Genomic DNA, 22687 nt, shown 5'->3' with positions numbered 1-22687 from the left:
AATTTAAAAAATTCCTTCATCTACAAAACTATAATATTTTGTTTCAGTAATAATCAAATGATCTAAAACTTTAACATCTAAACTATCACCTGCTTCTTTTATTTTTTTAGTAATTTGTTTGTCTGCGTCACTTGGTTGCAAATTACCCGAAGGATGATTGTGACACAAAATCAAACCAGTAGCTCCATTTTCGAGTGCTAATTTAAAAACCAGTCGTACATCGACAATCGTTCCTGAAATACCTCCTTTACTTAACTGCGATTTAGAAATTACCTTATTAGAATTATTCAGAAAAAGCACCCAAAATTCTTCATGAGGTAATTCGCCAATAATAGGCTGCATAATTTCGAAGACCCTTTTACTCGATGTGATTTTAATCAGTTCAACGGTATCTTCAGCTCTCCTCCGCCGACCCAGTTCTAATGCAGCAATAATAGTAATAGCCTTTGCCTCTCCTATCCCTTTAAAATTCATTAATTGCGAAATGGACATTTTTCCTAAAACATTTAGGTTATCGGCACTTGCCAAAATTCTTTTGCTTAAATCTACTGCAGACTCGTTTCGACTTCCTGAACCAATCAAGATCGCGATCAATTCAGCATCACTTAAAACGCTTTTGCCTTTTAGCATTAATTTCTCACGAGGGCGATCGTCTTCAGACCAATTTGTAATGGGAAAATGAATAGTTTCCATCTTTAAAAAATTAAATAATGGATTTACTCATACAAACACTATTGGTAAAACCTATATAAGGTTCATAGTTTTCTACAATTTCAAAACCTACCTTTTGATACAGATTAATTGCTTCGATTTGTTTATATAATGTTTCTAAAATCATCATTTTAAAACCCTGACTTCTTGCTTCTTCTTCTAACTCTTTTATTATTTTCTGAGCCAAACCCAAACCTCGAGCTTCTGGTGAAACAAACATGCGTTTTAATTCAACTGTATTTGCGTTATACTTTTTAAAACATCCACAAGCAACTGCTTTATCATTTAAATAAATAATAAAAACATTAGGATTAAATTCGATTAAATTATTTCCCCAATAATCATTTTTAAGTTCTGGATAACGCTCCCATAAAAAAGTATCGAAAGTTTTTATTAAAGAAATAAAATCGGGATTTTCGCTTGTTATTTTTATAACTTGTAATACTGTATTCATATGTAATATCTTTAAAAAGCTAATGTATTAAAAAATAGGAAAAATCATTCAATTTTAATTAAGAAATAAAAAAGTGCCAACTGCACTTTGGCAATTGACACATTCTTTAATTTTTTAATTGACAAATTATCTAATTGATCAACTCTTTTACCTCGTCAAAATTCAAACCTCCATAATTTCCTGAACTCATCAACAAAAGCGCAGAATTTTCAAGATTTAAGTTGAATAAATATTCTTTGAATTCGGCAGGATTTGTATAAATAATCAAATCTTTTCTATTAAAGGAATTGGCGATTTGCTCATAAGTTACTTCTTCTAACTGCTTAATTTTTACAGCATCTGGAGAATAAAACACAACAGCAACATCAGCATATTCCAATGCTCCTTCGTATTCCTTTAAGAATTCAGCATTTAAGCTGCTATAAGTATGCAATTCTAAACAAGCCACTAAAGTCCTGTTCGGATATTGTTCTTTTACTGCTTTTGTTGTTGCTGCCACTTTACTTGGCGAATGTGCAAAATCTTTATAAGCAACTTTACCTTTTCTTTCAGCAATTTTTTCTAATCGTTTTGAGGCTCCTTTAAAACTTGCAATTGCTTCGTAAAAATCAGCTTCGTCAACGCCCATGTTTTGGCAGATCCATTTAGCTCCGGCCAAATTATTTAAATTGTGCGCTCCAAAAACTTCAATTGGCATGTCGCCTTCCGGAGTTTTTAATAAAGTCACACCTTCGCTTACTGTATATTCTGGTGTATGATATGATAATTTACGAATAGGATTAGTTGCCGCCTCAGAGACACGTTTAACTTCAGGATCATTTTCGTTGTAAACTAAAATTCCGCCATTGGTAATTTTTCCAATAAAAATTTCAAATTGCTCTACATAATTCTCATACGTTGGGAACACATTAATATGATCCCATGCAATTCCCGAAATTAACGCAATATTAGGTTGATATAAATGAAATTTTGGTCGTCTGTCAATCGGAGAAGATAAATACTCATCACCTTCCAAAACCATAAAATCATTTTCTTCTGTAAGGTGCACCATAGTATCGAAACCTTCTAATTGTGCTCCTACCATATAATCAACTTCAATATTATGATAATGCATTACGTGCAAAATCATAGAAGTTATGGTTGTTTTTCCGTGTGAACCACCAATAACAACACGTGTTTTATTTTTAGATTGTTCGTACAAAAATTCCGGATAGGAATAAATTTTCAATCCTAATTCTTGTGCTTTTAATAATTCCGGATTATCTGCTTTAGCATGCATTCCAAGAATAATCGCGTCAATATCGGCAGTAATTTTTTCAGGAAACCAACCCAATTCAGCCGGTAAAATTCCTTTTTTCTCTAATCTTGATTTTGAAGGTTCAAAAATAGCGTCGTCGCTTCCTGTAACTTTATATCCTTTGTTATGCAATGCTAATGCTAAGTTGTGCATAGCGCTCCCGCCTATTGCGATGAAATGTGTTTTCATTTAAATTCCAATTTTTATTGCCTTTAAGCTTCAAATTTTCGCTTCAATTCCTGAGCTTTTTTAGGGTCTTTTAATTTGTTCAAATATAAATTATATAATTTTTGAAATGTAACTTTTGATTTGCCAATTTCATTTGCTTTCAAATAATTTTTTTCTGCCGTTGTATAACGTTTAAAATATTCGTCTATTCTTCCTCTCGATAAATAACCATCGACTGATGAAATCTGCATTAATTCACTCGAATATTCGAATGCTTTTGATTCGCTTCCTCCTAAAATTCCAGGTAACTGCAAATAGATTTCAATCAAAGCCCATCTGGCCGGAATGTGTTTTGGGTTCAGAATTATTGCCTTCTCAAATGCTTCTTTCATGTCTCCCACCATCCCTAAGGCTTTCAATTTATTCACTTCCATTGCTCTCATCGCCAGACAGCCTCCATATTTATAAAAATAATCCGCTTCTGTCGGTTTTAGCTCTTTCAGTTTTTTGTAATAGTCTGCTCCTTTTATCCATGCTTTTTGATGTGCGGCTATATCTCCCAAATATTCCAGAGTCTTTATATCGGATGGTTTAGTTTTTAGAATTCCTTCAAAAACAACTTGAGCCTCATCATATTTTTTAGCATGAAGGAACTTTTCGCCTTTTTCAAAATTCGATTGTGACCAAATCAAACTTGGTAGTAATAAAAAAAGAAGTAGGAGCTTTTTCATATCTCAAAAATAGCGAAATATAAAATGCATTATTTGGTTTTAGAGATAAATTAGTAATTTGTACGAAAATTATTTAAGCCGTTTCCCAACCTTTTGTCAAAAAATGCTCTCTATATTCTAAAACTCACGTATGAAAAACATATTATTTATTTTCTTATTGCTTTCGACAACTTTATTTGCACAGCAAAATGACAAAAAATGGGATAAAGTTATTGCTTACGAAAATGAAGGCAAAGTTAAATCAGCTAGTGAGATTGTAAACAAAATATACAACAAAGCAATTGAAGACAAAGAAGAAGTACAGATGATAAAATGCTTTTTTTATCAATCTAAATATTTGCAAGTTTTTGATGAAAATGCACAAACAAAAATCTTAAACAATCTCAAAACTGATATTAATAGAGTCTCCGCTCCTTCAAAAGCAATTTTGAATTTAGTTTATGCGAAGTGTCTGAATGATTACTTTATAAGAAATGATTACAAAATTCGAAGCAGAACAAATACCCTTGTATTAAACGAAGATTTTTTAACGTGGACGGAAAATAATTTCAAGGAACAAATTAACCTCGCTTTAAAAAATTCTCTGGAAAACGAAACTATTTTAAGAAATACGTCATTGCTTAAATATGAAGCTATTTTTGATTATCAAACAGTAGAAAAATTCAAAACCCTGAACTTATTAGATTATACCATTTCAGAAAACATAGCAATTTATACACAAAAACTTCATCAATGGGAAATTCAAAAAAACGATTTTGAATCCTATAAAAAAGATTTATTAACGAGTGATTTTCTAAAATTGAATTTCGACTTTGTAACAAACGAAACGCTCAGATCAATTTTAAAATTATATCAAAAGCAAGAAACAAACAATCCTAATACAGAAAATCTTTGGGAACGAATACAGTTTTGCAGACAATATTTAATTGATTTTAATGAGGAGTACTTTCAAGCTTTAATTCAAGTTGAAAAAAATACTAATGATATACTTCTAATTCAAAAAATTCAATTAGAAAAAGCTTCTTATTTATCTTCAAATGCTTCAAAACAAAATCATCCCGATTATTACATTAAAGCAATCGCTATTTTAGATAGTATTTTAAATATAAATAATCGGTCGAATGCTTACAAACTAGCTATCCAGAAAAAAGAAAATATTCAATATAAAACTTTAAGTGTACAACTTCAAAAATATAGTTATACAGATGAAAATACCCGCGCGTTTATTCAGTATAAAAATGTTGAAAATTTAAAAATCTTGTTTTTTAAAATAACGCAAAATCAACTTTTGGTATTAACAAAATATAACCGAAAAAGGGATAGTATTAAAGACTTTATTATGGAAAAAGTTCCACCGGTTGTAACAAAATCATATTCTCTTCCAAATAAAAAAGACTTCTTAGAATACTCTACAGAAGTGCTTCTTCCACAATTACAAACAGGGTCTTATCTAGTATATTTTGAAAGCGAATCAGATTTAAAGGATAGAAAAGCTGCAGCTTTTGAAACTATTACTATTTCTAACCTGACAATTTTAGCTTCTCAAAATTATGAAACTGAAAATTATCAGGTTTTAGATCGAAAAACAGGTAGACCTTTAGAAAATGTAACCTTAAAAACCCCAACTTTTACAATTAAAACAAATAAAAAAGGAGTCGCTTTTTTCAACAAAACAAAGGAAAATCCTAATTATCAATTTATTGAATTATATCATTTAAATGATACCCTTTCAATTCAAAAAAATTATTTGTATTACAACAGCAAGTACACTTCGAATGAAAATGAAAAATCTGAGGGAAAACTAGAATTTTATCTGGACCGCGCCATCTATCGCCCAGGCCAAATTGTGCATTATAAAGGAATTGCTGTTCAAAAATCAGGAAATAAAACATCTGTAGTTCCTTTTACAACATTTAACATCGTTTTTGAAGATGCTGATAATAACGATGTTAAAGATTTTAATATAACGACTAACGAGTTTGGTTCTTTTTCTGGTGAATTTGTTCTGCCCAAAACAGGTCTGAAAGGCACTTTTCGAATTACTGCCGAGGAACCAACTACTTATGAAAATGATATTGTATATGACAAAAAAGAAGATGAGCATCCGTTTTGGGACAAAGTTCATTTTAAAGATACTCAAATTGAATTTAGAGTTGAAGAGTACAAACGACCAAAATTTGAAGTTACTTTCGAACCTAAAAAAGAAAGTTTTCAGGTAAATCAATCCATTAAAATAAAAGGAAATGCAAAAGCATTTGCAGGAAGCAATATTTCTGATGCAAAAGTAACTTATACTGTGAGCCGCTACACCAGTTATTTTAGAAACTATTATATACAAGAACAAAACGAAACTTTAGAAACCGGAGAAACCAAAACGGATGCTTCGGGAAAATTTACTATTGATTTTGTTGCTTTGCCACCTAAAAATAGTACAAAAGAACAATTACCTGTTTTTAATTATAGCATAAAAGTTACCGTAACTGATATAAATGGCGAAACACACGAATCGACAACAACTGTAAAAGTTGGTTATCATGATTTGGTATTACAAGCTTTAATTCCTAATGAAATTGAAACAAAAAATAAAAATGAAATCAAACTTACAAGTACAAACTTAAACGATGAATTTTTAGCTACTAAAGGCGAACTTAAAATTTATTTAGTAAGTCCGCTTTTAAGTAAATTCAAGCAAAGGGTTTTTCCTCAACCCGATATTGAAGGAATTTCCGGCGAAGAATTTGAAAAATTATTCCCTTATGAAATCAACCAGGATTCCAAAGAAAAAACAAATGAAACTTTAGTATTTAGTAGAATTATAGATACTCAAAAAGACAAAATTATTCCATTAGACTTTATTTCAGATTACAAATCTGGAAATTACAAAATTCTATTTTCTGCAAAAGACACTTTTGACAACACAATTGAAACGATTACCAATTTCAAGCTTATACAAAGCAAAGATAAATTTGACCCCAGCAGATTATTTTCTGCAAAACAAATTAATATAGATGCAAAAAAAGATGGTTTTGCATTAATAAAATTATCATCTGTCATTCCTGAGCTTTATATAACAGTAACTGGAAATTATGACAGTTCTATTTTTTCTGAAGAAACTTATCATCTTCAAAATAATGAAATGGTGATTAAAATTCCACTAAAAAAAGAATTTGAAGGTGGAGTAAATATTGGTTTTGAGAGCATATTTCAAAATGAAAGATTTGTCAACAACCTTTACGTATTTCTAAAAACAGATTATCCTGAATTAAAATTTAATGTACAAACATTCAGAAGCAAAATTGAGCCTGGAACCAATGAAAACTGGTCATTTAAATTAAATGGAATCGCTACCCAAAAAGAAGCAGAAGTTCTGGCATCGATGTATGATAGCTCTTTAGATCAATTCAGTACAAAAGAGTGGAACAGTTTAAATTTTAATGAATATAGTGCGGGTGGCAATATTAAATCGCTTCTAGGATTTGAAAAAGAATATGTTTCAATACTTAATTTAAATACACCGTCAAAACGAATAGAATTAAAAAACGAAAATACTGAATTAATTTGGTTTGGATTTGATTTTAATAATAGCAATAATATGTTATATCTTCAAAAAGAATATCAAAGACAAATTAATAAAAAAATTAAAAAACCTTTAAATGCTAAAATGATTTCTGGAATTGTTAGTGATCAAAATGGAATCCCAATACCAGGCGTATCGATTAAAATAAAAGGAACTCAGAGAGGAACAAGCACCGATTTCGACGGTTATTACGAAATTGAAGCAATAGCAAATGAAGAACTTGTCTTTTCATTTATTGGCTATAAAAGTCAATCTACTTTCGTATCAAATAATAAAAAAATTGATTTTGTTTTAATTGACGAAGTAGATAAATTAGAAGAAGTTGTAGTTGTTGGTTATGGTACCCAAAAAAAATCTGACCTAACGGGTGCTGTAACAAAGATGAAATCAGCTCGAATGACTACTGAGCAAGTTGAAGAAGATAACCAGGTTTATAGTACCAGTATTTTATCAGGGATACTTGCCGGTGTTGAAATTTCACAGTCCCCATCAAATAAATTAATCATCCGTGGTGCCAGTTCTATTGACGCATCAAATCCCTTGTATATTATAGACGGAAAAATTGCGAGTGCAGATGAGATCAAAAATTTAAATTCCTCAGATGTTATTTCAATTGACGTTTTAAAAGATGCAGCATCAGCAACTGCAATTTATGGTAGTCGAGGTGCAAACGGAGCAATAATCATCACAACCAAAAAAGCCCTGGAAGCCCTAACTCAAGTAAAAACCAGAAAAAATCTTTCTGAAACTGCGTTTTTCTTACCAAATCTTAGAACAGATGCTAACGGAAAAGTGAGTTTCAATTTTACTTCTCCAGAAGCTTTGACGGCATGGAAACTTCGTTTATTTGCGCACAACAAAGATGCTGTTTCAGGTTATTTAGAGAAAAGTGTTCTGACACAGAAAGAATTAATGGTTTTACCGAATTTCCCACGCTTTTTTAGGGAAAAAGATACGATTGTTATTTCGGCTAAAATTTCAAATATTACGGATAAAGCCAAAACCGGAATCGCAATTTTACAATTCTTTGATGCCACAACAATGCAGCCAATCGATGCAAAAATGCTGAACGTAAAAAATGTTCGAAACTTTAATGTTGGTGCTTTCGGAAATACAACAGCAACCTGGACCATTTCTATTCCAGAAGGTCTGCAAGGCGTTCAATATAAAATTTTAGCAAAATCAGGTGATTTCTCTGATGGAGAAGAAAACATACTTCCGATTTTAACGAACAATATGCTGGTTACAGAAAGCATTCCGATTTGGGTTCGCGAGAATTCGGCAAAAGAATATACGTTTGAAAATTTGATAAACAATACTTCTTCGACTTTAAAAAACCATCAATTTACATTAGAATACACTTCAAATCCTACCTGGATTGCGATTCAGTCGCTGCCCTATCTTATGGAATATGAACATGAATGTGCAGAACAAACTTTTGCTCGTTTTTATGCAAATTCTCTGGCTTCAGAAATTATTTCTAGTAATCCGAAAATTGCAACCGTTTTTGAAGACTGGAGAAAAAACGGAAAACTAAATTCGAAATTAGAAGAAAACGAAGAATTAAAATCGCTTATTCTGGCAGAAACACCTTGGCTAAATGATGCACAAAGTGAAGACGAAAAGAAAAAGAATCTGGCACTTTTATTTGATTTGGAGAAAATGAAAACTTCTCAGGAAGCGACTTTTGAAAAATTAAAACAAAAGCAGAAATCATCTGGAGGATTTACATGGTTTAACGGAGGTGACGAAAATGAATACATCACCAGACATATTTTGGCTGGTTTAGGTCATTTATCAAAGTTGAATAAAACCGAAGATAGTGAAGATAAAATTGAACAAATCAGTAAAACTGGAATTCCTTATTTGGACGGTAAGTTTTTAGAATCCTATAAATACCGAACTAAAAATTTAAAAGCAACAGATAAATTAAGCTGGATTAATCCTAACTCTGATTTGCATTATCTCTACGCCAGAAGTTTTTATCTTGAAGATTATAAATTATCTGACACTTTAAAAAAGGCAACTAAACTATATCTTGACGTTATTAAAAAAGAGTGGTTATCCTATTCTCTTTATGAAAAGGGATTAGCTGCATTAGCCTTAAGTCGTTTTGGAGAAAGCGAGGCAGCTAAGAAAATTATGGAGAGTTTAAAAGAAACTTCTTCTAACAATGAAGATTGGGGAATGTATTGGATTGCTAATAAAGCAGGCTGGTATTGGTATCAGGCGCCAATAGAAACTCAGGCTTTATTGATTGAGGCTTTCGCCGAAGTGAATCACGATACCAAATCAGTAGACGCGATGAAAGTTTGGCTGTTAAAAAACAAGCAAGTCAAAAACTGGCCTACAACAAAATCAACCAGTGAAGCTATTTATGCTTTATTGATGCAAGGCAATGATTGGCTTTCTGTAAAAGATAATACCGTTATTAAAATTGGAGATCAGAAAATCTTAACCAAAAAATTATCCGAAAACGAGAAAGAAGCCGAAACCGGATATATCAAAATGAACTGGAAAGCTGATGAAGTTAAAAAGGAAATGGCTTCTGTAAGTATTCAGAACAAATCAAAAGTTCCTGGCTTTGGTGGAGTTTACTGGCAGTATTTTGAAGATTTAGATAAAATTAAAACCAATACCGGTGCTGTTTTATCTGTTTCGAAAGAATTATATCTGAAGAAAAACACTCTCAAAGGTGATCAATTAGAAAGAATCACCTCTAAAAATCCATTAAAAACGGGAGATTTAGTTACCATTAGATTGATTATTACTTCGAAAGAAGACACAGAATATGTTCACTTGAAAGACATGAGAGCTTCTTGTTTTGAACCTGTAAATGTACTTTCAGAATATCAATACAAAGATAGATTAGGATATTACATGAGTACAAAAGATGCTGCAACGCATTTCTTTTTTGACCAAATCAACAAAGGAACTTATGTTTTAGAATATGACATTCGAGTGAACAACAGCGGTGAATTCTCAAATGGAATTACAACAATTGAAAGTATGTATGCACCGGAATTCTCAAGTCACACTAAAGGAATTCGAGTGAAAGTTCAATAAGTTTTTCCGCCACGACCCGAGCGATAGCGAACAGACGAAGTAATTCACGAATTTTATTTCCAAAAATTGTCAAAAAATAATTTGTGAATTCGTGGCGGAAAAAAAATAAAAAACCCGATAGATTTTAATCTATCGGGTTTAATTTTAGGATAAAAATCAGATTATTTAACAATCGTCATTTCATCAATAATATTTTTTGCTCCTGCATATTTGTCAATAATCCAAAGTACGTAACGAATATCTACGTTAATTGTTCTTTGCAATTTAGGATCAAAAATAACGTCACCCGCCATAGCTTCGATGTTTCCATCAAAAGCAATTCCGATTAATTCTCCTTTTCCGTTAAGAACCGGAGAACCTGAATTTCCACCTGTGATATCATTATCCGTCAAGAAGTTTACTGGCATATATCCTGCTTTATCAGCATATTGACCGTAATCTTTTGCTTTGTTCAATTCTAATAAACGAGCCGGCAAATCAAATTCCTGATCTCCTGCTTTATACTTTTTTACCATACTTTCCATGGTAGTATAATTGTTGATTTTAGCATCATTACGCGGGTCAGCTGGCAAAGCGCGAACTTTTCCGTAAGTCAGTCTCAAAGTCGAGTTTGCATCAGGATATTTTATTGCATTCAATTTTGACTCTCTTAAACCTTCAACCAAATTACGGTAAGCAATAGCAAAACCATCATCAGCTTTAGCCTGATCATCTGTTTTAGCACGGTATTTTGTCAATAAATCATTTGAAATGATATACAACGGATCGTGTACAATCGCCAATGGTTTTGGATCAGCCATAAACGCTAATACTTTTTCCTTAGATGTGAAATAACTTATTTCAGTTGCTTTTGCTACATCTGCAGTAAAATCACCATTATTCTCTGATTTCATTTTAGCAATTTGTGGTGCTAAACCATATTCAGCAGCTTTTGCAGCATATAAATTCAATTGAGCAGTTAACACATCTTTTTCAAGTGGTGCGTAAAATTCGCCATAAATGTTATCAATCATAGCGTTGATTTTAGGTAACATTTCCGCTTTTTTAGCATCATTCTCATTATAGTAAGCAATCAATGCATTTCCTAAATTTGCTGGTCCGGCTGCATAACTTGAAGTACGTAAAACCTGAGATAAATAATTATCGTGACGCGCTTTTAAATTCGTTTCCTTGTAATAATCGTTGATCGTCGGAATTACATTTTCGTATTTTTCTTTGTTAGCCGGTTTAGCAGCCCACTCGTAAAATTTATCTTCCTGGGCTGATTTTGCTTCTGCAGTTCCAGCTTTAGTCAAAGCATCAATCATTCCCTGACGGTTTTTCCAGTAATTTGCAGTTGATGCATATTTAGACGCATATTGCAAACGAACTGTTGCATCTTTGTCCATATACGTTTTCATTTGGTCCATTCCGGTTTTAGCACCTTCAACCCAAGCAGGATAAGCAAACTTTACGTTTTGCTCAATTCCACCAGCTGGCATCCAACGATTTGTTCTTCCTGGATATCCCAAAATCATTGCGAAATCATTTTCTTTAACTCCTTTAATGCTTACAGGTAAGTAATGCTTTGGTTGTAAAGGCACATTGTCTTTTGAATATGTTGCAGGGTTTCCCGCTTTATCAGCATACACTCTAAACATAGAGAAATCTCCCGTTTGACGAGGCCACTCCCAGTTGTCAGTGTCTCCACCAAATTTACCAACACTTTCAGGAGGTGTTCCCACTAAACGAACGTCTGTGTAATCCTGATAAACGAAATAGTAATATTCATTTCCCTGAAAGAAAGGACGAACAGAAACCGTATATTTTCCGCCTTCGTTATTTTCTTTTTCGATCAAAGCAATCTCTTGCTGAATAATTTTGTTTCTTTCTGTTTCTGTCATTTTATCATTTACTTTTGATAAAATTCTTTTAGAAACGTCATCCATACGAACAAAGAAACGAACGTATAAAGATTTTGGTTTCATTTCGGCACTTTTTTCTTTTGCCCAAAAACCATCTTTCAAATAATTTTGTTCTGCAGTAGAAAGTTCTGCAATTGCATTGTAACCACAGTGGTGATTGGTTAAAACTAATCCGTCTTTAGAAACGATTTCAGCTGTACAACCTCCATTAAATTGCACAACCGCATCTTTTAAACTATGATGGTTGATACTGTAAATTTCTTCAGCTGTTAATTGCAAGCCCATTTTCTCCATATCTCTATGGTTCAATCTTTCGATAAACATCAAAAACCACATTCCTTCATCAGCTCTTGCAGGAAAAGCCATAAGGCACATAGTAAAGAATAAAATTATTTTTTTCATATTATTTTGTTTAAGTCATGCGAATATAATTCATTTTCGCATTTATTATATCTTATTAATTCTTAAAATAAAATATACTGTTTCTTTTTTATCGTTTTTTTACGAATTTAACATTGAAACCAATAAAAAAGGCGTCCGCTGTAGCGAACGCCTTTTAAAAATATTTTTAAACTTTTTACTCGTTAAGCATTTTCCAAAGTTTGTCTTTTAAATCGGTCAGACCTTGTTGTGCAACAGATGAAATAAACATATATGGAATATCTTTGAAAGCAACATCCAGTTCAACTTTCAATTCAGCTTTTAGTTCGTCATCCAGCATATCGCATTTTGAGATTACTAAAAGACGTTCCTTATCCAACATTTCAGGATTGTATTTAGTCAATTCGTTAACCAAAATATCGTATTCTCCCTTAATGTCCGGCGTATCAACCGGAACTAAAAATAGTAAAGTTGAATTACGCTCAATATGACGTAAAAAATAATGTCCTAAACCTTTTCCTTCTGCGGCACCTTCAATAATTCCGGGAATATCAGCAATTACAAAAGATTGATAATCTCTGTAAGCCACAATTCCTAAGTTTGGTTTTAAAGTTGTAAAAGGATAATCAGCAATTTTTGGTTTTGCCGAAGTCAACACAGACAATAAAGTTGATTTTCCTGCATTTGGAAAACCTACTAAACCAACATCAGCTAAAACTTTCAATTCCAGAATCACATCCATTTCTACACCTGGCAAACCTGGCTGTGCGTAACGTGGCGTTTGGTTTGTTGAACTTCTAAAATGCCAGTTTCCTAAACCACCTTTTCCTCCTCTTGAAAGAATTTGTTTTTCCCCGTCTTCGGTAATTTCGAATAACGTTTCTCCGGTTTCTTTATCTTTTACGACAGTTCCTAAAGGTACTTCAATAAATTTATCATCTCCATCAGCACCAGTACTACGGTCTCCTCCTCCATCTCCACCGTGACCGGCTTTAATGTGACGTGCAAATTTTAAGTGAAATAATGTCCACAAACCTTTATTCCCCACTAAATATACGTGTCCACCGCGACCACCATCTCCACCGTCCGGGCCTCCTTTTTCAATAAATTTCTCTCTATGTAAATGCGTAGATCCTTTTCCTCCCTTTCCGGATGAAACATATATCTTAACGTAATCTACAAAATTTCCTTCTGTCATTGTTTTGAATTTCAGATTTTAGATTTTAGATTTTTAGATTGATAATCTAATTAAATCTAAATCTATCCTCTATTTATTTTTACTCTTTTAGAGCTTTAACTAATACTTTATCAATCTTTACGCCATCCATGTCTAATACTTCCAGCACAAATTTTTGCCAATATAATTTTTCGCCTTCTTTTGGAATGTGTGAAAGCTCAGTCATAATCATTCCGCTTACGGTGTTTACTTCGTAATCGTTTGTCAATTCGTCTAACTCAAAATAAGTTAAGAAATCGTGTAATGAATAATGTCCGTCAACCAGCCATGAACCATCTTCTCTTTCAATTAATTGGAATTCATCTTTATAAAAATCAGATGCATCTCCAACTAAAGCTTCCAGAATGTCATTCAATGTAATTATACCTTGAAAAACTCCGTATTCATCAGAAACCAAAGCATAATGTACTCCTGTTTTTTTGAAATTTTCCAACGCTTTGTAAGCTGTTGTTTGTTCCATTAAATAAGGAGGATCTGTCATTATTGCTGACAAATCAAAATGCTCGCTTTCGATGTTTGCGAATATATTTTTAAGCGTTACAATTCCCACAATATCATCATAGTTATCGCTGTAAACCGGATAAACAGTGTGCAGATCTTGCAAAACCAATTCTTTTATTTTGGATTTTTCATCTTTTAAAGGCAACATATCTACCGATTTTCGGTGCGTCATTAACGAATTTACTTTTCTGTCACCAATATGAAAAACACGCTCCACGATATCTTGTTCAATTTCCTGAACTTCTCCAACTTCGGTTCCTTCTTTTATAATCGCTTTAATTTCTTCTTCGGTAACTTTTCCGTCTGCCGTTGGTTTTATCTGCAAAACTTTCAACAAAAATTCAGTTGACGATGTTAACAGCCAAATAAATGGTGCCGTAATAATCGAAACTACTTTCATTGGCATTGCCACCATTTTAGCAATTGTTTCCGGATAATTTAAACCGATTCGTTTTGGCAATAATTCTCCTAAAACTAAAGAGAAAAAGGTTAAAACTACAACCACAATTCCCACTGCAACTGAATGTGCGTAAGGTTTTAAAACGGCAAATCCGGCAACAAAAGCTTCAACATCCATTGTGATTTTATCTCCACTATAAATACCCGTTAAAATTCCGATTAAGGTAATTCCGATTTGTACTGTTGATAAAAACTTATTTGGCGAGTTGGCTAAATCAAGCGCTGTCTTGGCACTTTTATTTCCTTTTTTCGCGGCAGTTTCAAGTCTGTTTTTTCTAGCCGAAATCAATGCGATTTCTGACATCGAGAAAACTCCGTTTAATAGTATTAGAAAAAATATTATTAGTATTTCCAATTTGTGGCTTGTTTGTTAAATATAATAGTTCGTTAATATAATTTGCAATCTCTCTTGTATTCTTAGCCCAGATGGAAGTGAAGAGCCCGGAGCTAAAAAAACTAATTTTTCTTGCCAGAAAACAGCGACCAGCGGAAGCTCGTTTTATGGTTAGAAAAATAGTTTTTTTAGCGAGGACTCGTAACGTACAGCTGGAATAGCTTCTACAAATTATCTATAACTGACGTTAATCGCTCTGTAATTTGTTCAATAGTACCTATGCCATCTACAGCATGAAACTTATTTTGTGCTTTATAATATCCAATTAATGGAGCTGTTTTTTCGTTGTATTCCTGATATCTTACACGAATTTTTTCTTCGTCCTGATCATCCACTCTTCCGCTTGTTTTTCCTCTTTCAAGCAAACGCGCAACCAAAATTTCATCATCTGCTTCTAATGCAATAGTTGCTGTAACACTTGACCCAATTGTTGGTAAAAATTTATCTAAAGCTTCAGCCTGATCTAAAGTTCTCGGGTAACCATCGAACAAAAATCCATTTGAGTCTAAATGTTTATTCACTTCATCAATTAACATTGCAGTTGTAACTTCGCAAGGAACCAATTCTCCATTGTCCATAAAAACTCTTGCTCTTTTACCTAAATCTGTATCATTTTTTAAATTAAAACGAAAAATATCTCCTGTAGAAAGATGTGTTAATTTGTATTTCTCTTTTAAAAATTCTGCCTGAGTTCCTTTTCCTGCTCCTGGCTTTCCAAATAAAACAATGTTAATCATAATATGTGTGAGTTGTGTGACTTCTTATTTTAAGAAGTTTAAAATGAATATATAGTTGTGTTTTGTTTACTGTTATTCGGCTAACTTATATACTTCGGTTAAATTTCTTCCTAAACCATCGTAGTCTAAACCGTAACCCACGATGAATTTATTTGGAATTCTGATTCCGATGTAATCAATTTTAATGTCTTTTTTATATGCTTCAGGTTTAAAAAACAAGGTCGCAATTTTAAAATGCTTTACGTTTTGTTGTTTAAACAAATGTTTTAATTCTTCGATTGTATTTCCGGTATCGATAATATCTTCAATTATCACTACAGTTCTGCCTGAAAGATCCTGATTAATTCCTATTAATTCTTTAACAGTATTAGTCGTTTCAGTTCCTTCGTAAGACGCCATTTTGATAAATGAAACCTCGCAAGGTTTTTTATATTTTTTCAGAAAATCGCTAACAACCATAAATGCACCGTTCAAAACACCAATAAAAATTGGAGTATCATCTCCAAAATCATCTTCTACTTGTGCAACTATTTTGGTTAAAGCAAAATCAATTTCCTTAGCCGAAATAAACGGAACAAATTGTTTATCGTGAAGTTGTATCATTATTTTTGATTTTAAAATAATGCGCAAAGATACAGAATTACAACCAAATTGTCAGTATCAAAATACTACTGAAGAAGTTCTTTTTTGGAAATGTTAAATATCAGTTAATATCTACAAATCATTTCCTACAACTATGGCAAAATTTACTAAATTGTTATTTTATAAATATTTAACTCCAAAAATACCATGAAAACTACGATACAACTGTTATCTATATCGTTATTAACTATAATAACAGCCTGCAACGGGCAAGTAAAAAAGGAAGAGAAAGAAGCCCTGGCAAAACAACCTGCCAATGTTGTAAAAACTGCAATTGGAAATATTACACTTCCTCCGCCTTATGCAACTGAATCTAAATCCAAAAACAGTAAAGTGATAGGCTGGCCCGAAGGAAAAACACCAAAAGCACCTGAAGGCTTTACGGTCACAAAATTTGCTGACGGATTTGAAAATCCGCGCTGGACATATATAGGTCCAAACAATGATATTTTTGTTGTTGAAAGCGGCACAAGAACAAGCAAAAATCAAATTATAATTTTACGTGACAACGACAAAGACGGCGTTTTTGAAACCCGCGAAGTCTTTTTGAAAGACCTCAACAGACCTTTGGGAATGCTTATTCTAAAAGACTTTTTTTATGTTGCAAATACTGACGGACTTTACCGTTATCCTTATAAAAACGCACCATTAAAATTAGAAACCCAGGGCACCAAAATTGTTGAACTTCCTGCTGGAGGATACAACAATCACTGGACCAGAAGTTTGCTTGCTAACCCTGAAGGAACGAAAATTTATATTGGCGTTGGTTCAGGAAGCAACGTTGGAGAAAATGGAATGAAGGAAGAAATACGCCGTGCTGCAATTTTAGAAATCAATCCTGACGGAACCGGTGAAAAAATTTATGCTGAAGGCCTAAGAAATCCAATGGGAATGGACTGGAATCCCGCCAATAAAAAAGAACTTTGGACTGCAGTTAATGAGCGCGATGAACTAGGTGATGATTTGGTTCCGGATTATATTACAAGTGTAAAAAGAGGTGGCTTTTACGGATGGCCGTATTCTTATTTCGGCAGTATTCCTGATCCGAGATTGAAAGGCGAACGTAAAGATTTAGTCGCAAAAGCAATTGTTCCCGATGTTCCCGTTGGTGCTCACACGGCATCGTTAGGATTGGCTTTTTATACTAAAGATAAATTTCCGGCAAAATATAAAAATGGCGCTTTCGTAGGACAGCATGGTTCTTGGAATCGTTCTGTAATTTCCGGTTATAAAGTTCTTTTTGTCCCTTTTAAAGACGGAAAACCATCCGGAAAACCAGAAGATTTTTTAACCGGATTTATTTCGGATGCTGACAAAGCCCAGGTTTACGGACGCCCTGTTGCGGTTACGGTTATGAATGACGGATCGCTTTTAGTAAACGATGACAGCGGAAATACGATTTGGAAAGTGACTGCTAATAAATAAATTCCAAAATTCAAATTCCAAATTCCAACTCGGTGGCAATAATTTAAACACATAGAAACATAGTTTTCTGGGACTCAAAAAAGGCATTTCACTTGCAAAAAGACACATAGCTATGTGTTTTAAAACAAGTGAAACGCCTTTGTACGCAAACCAAAACTATGTTTCTATGTGTTTAAATTTAAGCTCAAAAACTAAATTATTTTTATGCTTTTAAAAAAATATTGTTTTCTCCTTCTTCTCACAATTCTTTTCCAAAGCACTTTTGCGCAGGAAGAAAAAAGCAAATCTATTGATTCTGTGAAAACAGAAAAACTGGAAGAAGTTATTATCAGTTCTTTTCATATTAATGACAGTTTGCAGAATGCTCCGGCTTCGATTGGAATTTTATCCAAAAAAGAACTGACGCAAAATAATGCTACAGATATTACGACTGTTGTTAATACAATTCCGGGTGTTTTTATGCAATCTTCGAATTTTACCACAACCCGAATTTCGATTCGCGGTATTGGTGCAAGAACGCCTTATGGAACGAACAAAATAAGAGCTTTTTATGGCAGTATTCCGCTGACTTCCGGAAATAGCGAAACGGTTATTGATGATATTGATTTGGAAAACCTCAACCAGATTGAAATCATTAAAGGTCCGCTTTCGAGTATTTACGGTGCCGGTTTGGGCGGTGCAATTTTGATTTCGCCTCAACTTTCAAAAAATAAAGGACAAACTGCCGGAATTAGTACTGTTTTTGGTTCTTTTGGATTATTAAAAAACAGCTTGAATTATAGTTTAGATGATAAAAATTCAAGCTTGAATTTAAGCTATCACAATCTAAAATCAGATGGCTGGCGCGAAAACAGTTCTTATAAACGAGAAGGATTTACGCTTGCCGGAGAATTGTTTAGAAGACAAAACAGTAAACTGACTTACTTCACCAATTACACTTATTTAAAAGCTTTTATTCCGAGTTCGATTAGTAAAGAAGTTTACGATTCAAATCCTGAATTGGGCGCGCCAACCTGGGTGGCTTCAAAAGGATTTAAAGAATACAAATCGACTTTGGCAGGATTGGCTTATGATTTTAAGATTACTGATAATCTAAATAATTCCACTTCTGTTTTCATCAATTATAAAGACAGCAATGAACCGCGACCTTTTGATATTTTGCGCCAATATACTTTTGCAACCGGAGCAAGAACACAATTTTCAGGGAATTTCGAAATTGGAAAACTGAAGAATCAATTCATTTTTGGAATGGAATATTTTACGGACAATTACAATGGAAACACTTTTGAAAATTTATACAAACAAAATAACGGACAAGGCAGTTTACAAGGAAATCAATTGACAGAAAGCGATCAGAAAAGGCATTTTTACAATATTTTTTCGCAAATCAGATCGTTGCTTTCTGAAAAATTTGAACTTCAATTTGGCCTAAATTATAATGAAACGCATTTTGAACTGACGAACTTTCTTCCGCAAAAAACGGCAACAGAAAAATACAGTTATGACGGAATTTTTTCACCACAACTTTCTTTATTATTCAAACCAAATCAGCAACAAACAATATATTTTTCAGCAAGTCATGGATTTTCACTTCCAGCCACAGAAGAAACTTTGACCAGTAATGGAACCATCAATCCGGATATTAAACCTGAAAACGGTTATAATTTTGAATTGGGTGGAAAATTCTACTTTTTCAATAAAAATCTTTATTCTGAAATTGCAGTTTACCGAATGGAAATTAAAGATTTATTGGTTGCCAAAAGAATTGGAGACGATCAATATGAAGGTGTAAATGCCGACAAAACATTGCATGAAGGAATTGAAATTACGTTGAAACACAACTGGCAAATCAATCGAATTTTTAATCTGAATTCTTATATTGGAACTTCCATTGGAAAATATGAATTTAAGGAATTTGTAGATAATGGAAATGATTATTCCGGGAATAAATTAACCGGAGTTCCAGCCAATAAAGTCAATGCAGGATTAATTTTAAATACTCGTTTTGGAATTTATTTGAATGCCGATTATCAATTTGTGGATGAAATTCCGATGAACGATGCTAATTCGGCTTTCTCGGATTCTTATACTATTATCAATTTAAAAACCGGTTATCGTTTTGAAATTCTCCACAATCTAAACACCAATTTAGCTTTTGGAATTAATAATGTAACTAATGAAAAATATGCTTCCTTAATTTTGCCGAATGCACTTCCTGTTGGAACTTCATCTCCAAGATATTATTACCCAGGACTTCCTGTAAATTACTACGGAAATGTCTCATTAAATTACTTATTTTAGTCGCAGAATTAAATCTATTAACGATGCTATCTGAACTACAAAAGAAACTTGATTACGTAAGTGCTTATAGAGAAAACCGTTTGAAAGCGGCACAGGAAATTTTAGAAAATCCTTCTTTATTTACTGAATTGGTTTCGATTTGTTTTTCTCCATCCAATAAAAACAACCATAAAGCCTGTTGGATTTTAGAATTTGTATCTTATGAAGAATTGATTTGGCTTCAGCCCCATCTTGATCTTTTCTTTTCTAATTTGAAGCATTTAAAAGATGAAAGCTCGATTCGTCCCATTGCAAAAGTGACTCAGCTTTTAGTAAAATCACATTATAAAAAAGATGAAAACTGCATCAATCTTTCTGAAGAAAACCTTCAGGATTGCATTGAAGCTTCATTTGACTGGCTTATAAATGATGTCAAAGTGGCCACAAAAGCCTATTCAATAAGAACATTATATGTTTTAGGAAATTATTACGACTGGATTCATCCTGAACTGAAAATTATTCTGGACAAAGATTATGGCGATCATTCGGCGGCTTATAAAGCTGTTGCGAAGGAAGTTTTGAAGAAGATGAAATAGTTTTTTCAGCCATGAATTCACAAATTATTTTTAGCATGAGTTTAAGAAAAATTCGTGAATTCGTGGCGAAAAAAAATTAAAAAGTATCTTTGCAAAAACACAACACAAAATGAATTATTTTTCTTCTGATTTTAAATTAGGAATATTAGGCGGTGGACAATTAGGCAAAATGCTTTTGTTTGATACGCGAAAATTTGACATACAAACTTATGTTTTAGATCCGAGTGACGAAGCTCCGAGCAAAATTGCCTGCAATAAATTCTTTCAGGGCGATTTAATGGATTATGAAACGGTTTATAATTTTGGAAAACAGGTTGATGTTTTGACTTTCGAAATTGAATTGGTTAATCTTGAAGCTTTAACACAATTAGAAAATGAAGGCTTAAAAGTATATCCTTCTCCAAAAACCTTAAAAGGAATTCAGAATAAAGGAACACAAAAAGATTTTTATACCGAAAGCAATATTCCAACCGCAGCATATTTACGATTTGAAAGTCCGTTGCATTTGCAAAAATCAGTTGGAAATAATGAAATCACGATTCCATTTGTTTGGAAATGTACGGAGTTTGGTTACGACGGAAATGGCGTAAAAGTAATTCGCCAGATTTCTGATATGGAGGATTTGCCAAATGTCGAATGTATTGCCGAAACGATGGTTCCGTTCAAAAATGAATTGGCGGTAATTGTGGTAAGAAATCCATCGGGAGAAATTAAAACCTATCCAGTTGTTGAAATGGAATTTCATCCGGAAGCTAATCAGGTAGAATATGTAATTTGCCCTGCAAGAATCGACGAAAAAGTAGCCGAAAAAGCAAGAGCAATTGCTTTGAATGTATCAGAAAAATTCAATCATGTTGGACTTTTAGCAGTGGAGATGTTCCAAACTAATGAAGATGAGATTTTGGTAAATGAAGTTGCCCCTCGCCCACACAATTCTGGACATTATTCTATTGAAGCAAGTTATACTTCACAATTTGAAAATCATTTACGTGCTATTTTAGATCTTCCGTTAGGAAATACAGACAGCAAAGTTGCCGGAGTTATGGTAAATTTAGTGGGCGCCGAAGGTTTTTCCGGAGATGTAGTTTACGAAAACATCGAAACCATTTTAGGATGGAATGGTGTTACACCACATATTTACGGCAAAAAACAAACAAGACCTTTTAGAAAAATGGGTCATGTAACTATCGTAAATGAAGATATGCAAGAAGCAAGACGAATTGCAGAGGAAGTTAAGAATACTATTAGAGTGATTAGTGCTTAGTGATTAGTCGTAGTTAACAGTTTTCACTAACTTAAATCAAAATATAAAAATGGGATTTCTGGATTTTTTTGATTTACTAGATAATGCCTCAAAAGTGGCTGATAGTTCAAATTTGATCAAAACTCACTTTGAAAAATTTACTGATAAAAATGAATACGTTGGTGAGAGGATCAAAAGTTTTATTACATTCTTAATTCTAACATTATTCTTAATTGCATTAGGTTTTGTAATTATATTTATATTTTATAAAATCATAAAATAGTCTTAAATAAAAAACTTTAAGATTTCCGTTTGACAAACCTGAAACAAAACAAACAAAAAACATGAGCAAAGTAGCCATCATAATGGGAAGTATCTCTGACATGCCAGTCATGCAGGATGCCATCGACATATTAAAACAATTTAATGTAGAAGTTGAAGTAGATATCGTTTCGGCACACAGAACGCCGGAAAAATTATTCAATTTCAGTAAAAATGCACATACTCGCGGAATTTCGGTAATTATTGCTGGTGCGGGTGGTGCAGCACATTTACCTGGAATGGTTGCTTCAATGTCGCCGCTTCCTGTAATTGGAGTTCCGGTAAAATCGAGTAATTCTATTGATGGTTGGGATTCGGTATTATCGATTTTGCAAATGCCTGGCGGTGTTCCTGTGGCAACTGTAGCTTTGAACGGCGCAAAAAATGCCGGAATTTTAGCAGCGCAAATTATTGGAAGTCACGATAAAAAAGTACTTGAAACCATTATTTCTTATAAAGAAGAATTGAAAGCTGCGGTTAATAAAGCGGCTGAAGGTTTAAATAAATAATATTATTTCGCAGAGATACACAGAGAAAAGCGCAGAGATTCACTAAGGTTTTTA

At 33.1% G+C, this 22687-nt stretch carries 15 protein-coding genes and 2 pseudogenes; 8 read left to right on the top strand and 9 right to left on the bottom strand.

Going from position 1 to position 22687, the window contains the following annotated elements:
- Positions 1-3: 3 nt before the first annotated feature.
- The 4 genes from radC to AC1RRN_RS12715 all read right to left on the bottom strand — a co-directional run bounded on the left by radC (position 4) and on the right by AC1RRN_RS12715 (position 3361).
- The gene (radC, locus tag AC1RRN_RS12730) at positions 4-693 is read right to left on the bottom strand and encodes a RadC family protein (protein ID WP_492967663.1); all 690 of its coding nucleotides are present in this window, start codon (positions 691-693) and stop codon (positions 4-6) included.
- Between the two features lie 10 nt (positions 694-703).
- Positions 704-1165: a GNAT family N-acetyltransferase gene (locus AC1RRN_RS12725; protein WP_492967662.1), complete on the bottom strand. Its 462-nt coding sequence runs from the start codon at positions 1163-1165 to the stop codon at positions 704-706.
- 130 nt (positions 1166-1295) lie between these two features.
- A complete protein-coding gene (locus tag AC1RRN_RS12720; protein ID WP_492967661.1) occupies positions 1296-2651 on the bottom strand; it encodes a UDP-N-acetylmuramate--L-alanine ligase in 1356 nt (451 codons plus the stop codon).
- Positions 2652-2674: 23 nt separating this feature from the next.
- On the bottom strand, positions 2675-3361 hold the full coding sequence (locus tag AC1RRN_RS12715) for a tetratricopeptide repeat protein (protein WP_492967660.1): 687 nt from the start codon (positions 3359-3361) through the stop codon (positions 2675-2677).
- A gap of 130 nt (positions 3362-3491) precedes the next feature.
- Here AC1RRN_RS12715 and AC1RRN_RS12710 point away from each other — a divergent pair.
- From AC1RRN_RS12710 to AC1RRN_RS12700, 3 genes and pseudogenes are all read left to right on the top strand, one after another.
- Positions 3492-7256 (top strand): annotated as a pseudogene (locus tag AC1RRN_RS12710) (MG2 domain-containing protein); the annotation flags it as partial.
- Between the two features lie 63 nt (positions 7257-7319).
- Positions 7320-7637 (top strand): annotated as a pseudogene (locus tag AC1RRN_RS12705) (TonB-dependent receptor plug domain-containing protein); the annotation flags it as partial.
- Positions 7617-10004, top strand: a complete 2388-nt coding sequence (locus AC1RRN_RS12700) for an alpha-2-macroglobulin family protein (RefSeq protein ID WP_492967797.1) — start codon at positions 7617-7619, stop codon at positions 10002-10004. The pseudogene AC1RRN_RS12705 and the gene AC1RRN_RS12700, both read left to right, overlap by 21 nt.
- A 161-nt stretch (positions 10005-10165) precedes the next feature.
- Here AC1RRN_RS12700 and AC1RRN_RS12695 read toward each other — a convergent pair whose 3' ends face one another.
- The 5 genes from AC1RRN_RS12695 to hpt form a co-directional block, all read right to left on the bottom strand.
- Complete coding sequence (locus AC1RRN_RS12695; protein WP_492967659.1) at positions 10166-12310, bottom strand: S46 family peptidase; 2145 nt, start codon at positions 12308-12310, stop codon at positions 10166-10168.
- 175 nt (positions 12311-12485) lie between these two features.
- Positions 12486-13487, bottom strand: a complete 1002-nt coding sequence (gene obgE / locus AC1RRN_RS12690; RefSeq protein WP_074659349.1) for a GTPase ObgE — start codon at positions 13485-13487, stop codon at positions 12486-12488.
- Positions 13488-13566: 79 nt separating this feature from the next.
- A complete protein-coding gene (locus tag AC1RRN_RS12685) occupies positions 13567-14841 on the bottom strand; it encodes a hemolysin family protein (RefSeq protein WP_492967658.1) in 1275 nt (424 codons plus the stop codon).
- A 203-nt stretch (positions 14842-15044) separates the two neighbouring features.
- A complete protein-coding gene (locus AC1RRN_RS12680; protein WP_492967657.1) occupies positions 15045-15617 on the bottom strand; it encodes an adenylate kinase in 573 nt (190 codons plus the stop codon).
- Between the two features lie 72 nt (positions 15618-15689).
- The gene (gene hpt, locus AC1RRN_RS12675; protein ID WP_492967656.1) at positions 15690-16220 is read right to left on the bottom strand and encodes a hypoxanthine phosphoribosyltransferase; all 531 of its coding nucleotides are present in this window, start codon (positions 16218-16220) and stop codon (positions 15690-15692) included.
- Positions 16221-16406: 186 nt separating this feature from the next.
- Between hpt and AC1RRN_RS12670 the strand changes: the two genes are divergently transcribed.
- The 5 genes from AC1RRN_RS12670 (at position 16407) to purE (ending at position 22633) form a co-directional block, all read left to right on the top strand.
- Positions 16407-17684 (top strand): PQQ-dependent sugar dehydrogenase, encoded by a 1278-nt coding sequence (locus tag AC1RRN_RS12670; RefSeq protein ID WP_492967655.1) that lies wholly within the window; start codon positions 16407-16409, stop codon positions 17682-17684.
- 297 nt (positions 17685-17981) lie between these two features.
- A complete protein-coding gene (locus tag AC1RRN_RS12665; protein WP_492967654.1) occupies positions 17982-19985 on the top strand; it encodes a TonB-dependent receptor in 2004 nt (667 codons plus the stop codon).
- A gap of 23 nt (positions 19986-20008) precedes the next feature.
- Entirely contained in the window at positions 20009-20560 is a 552-nt protein-coding gene (locus AC1RRN_RS12660) for a HEAT-like fold family protein (RefSeq protein WP_492967653.1), read from the top strand.
- A 109-nt stretch (positions 20561-20669) separates the two neighbouring features.
- Entirely contained in the window at positions 20670-21824 is a 1155-nt protein-coding gene (locus AC1RRN_RS12655) for a 5-(carboxyamino)imidazole ribonucleotide synthase (protein ID WP_492967652.1), read from the top strand.
- Positions 21825-22147: 323 nt separating this feature from the next.
- Positions 22148-22633 (top strand): 5-(carboxyamino)imidazole ribonucleotide mutase, encoded by a 486-nt coding sequence (purE, locus tag AC1RRN_RS12650; RefSeq protein ID WP_492967651.1) that lies wholly within the window; start codon positions 22148-22150, stop codon positions 22631-22633.
- Positions 22634-22687 lie beyond the last annotated feature (54 nt).

It is taken from the genome of Flavobacterium sp. GW821-FHT11G01 (genome assembly GCF_058808175.1).
This window is presented reverse-complemented; position numbering and strand designations above follow the sequence as displayed.

What these genes read in the sequence shown, in the direction of transcription:
- purE (WP_492967651.1), top strand. Translation starts at nt 22,148, where the DNA reads ATGAGCAAAGTAGCCATCATAATGGGAAGTATCTCTGACATGCCAGTC.
- AC1RRN_RS12695 (WP_492967659.1), bottom strand. Translation starts at nt 12,310, where the DNA reads ATGAAAAAAATAATTTTATTCTTTACTATGTGCCTTATGGCTTTTCCT.
- AC1RRN_RS12715 (WP_492967660.1), bottom strand. Translation starts at nt 3,361, where the DNA reads ATGAAAAAGCTCCTACTTCTTTTTTTATTACTACCAAGTTTGATTTGG.
- AC1RRN_RS12680 (WP_492967657.1), bottom strand. Translation starts at nt 15,617, where the DNA reads ATGATTAACATTGTTTTATTTGGAAAGCCAGGAGCAGGAAAAGGAACT.
- AC1RRN_RS12655 (WP_492967652.1), top strand. Translation starts at nt 20,670, where the DNA reads ATGAATTATTTTTCTTCTGATTTTAAATTAGGAATATTAGGCGGTGGA.
- hpt (WP_492967656.1), bottom strand. Translation starts at nt 16,220, where the DNA reads ATGATACAACTTCACGATAAACAATTTGTTCCGTTTATTTCGGCTAAG.
- AC1RRN_RS12725 (WP_492967662.1), bottom strand. Translation starts at nt 1,165, where the DNA reads ATGAATACAGTATTACAAGTTATAAAAATAACAAGCGAAAATCCCGAT.
- AC1RRN_RS12670 (WP_492967655.1), top strand. Translation starts at nt 16,407, where the DNA reads ATGAAAACTACGATACAACTGTTATCTATATCGTTATTAACTATAATA.
- radC (WP_492967663.1), bottom strand. Translation starts at nt 693, where the DNA reads ATGGAAACTATTCATTTTCCCATTACAAATTGGTCTGAAGACGATCGC.
- AC1RRN_RS12660 (WP_492967653.1), top strand. Translation starts at nt 20,009, where the DNA reads ATGCTATCTGAACTACAAAAGAAACTTGATTACGTAAGTGCTTATAGA.
- AC1RRN_RS12720 (WP_492967661.1), bottom strand. Translation starts at nt 2,651, where the DNA reads ATGAAAACACATTTCATCGCAATAGGCGGGAGCGCTATGCACAACTTA.
- obgE (WP_074659349.1), bottom strand. Translation starts at nt 13,487, where the DNA reads ATGACAGAAGGAAATTTTGTAGATTACGTTAAGATATATGTTTCATCC.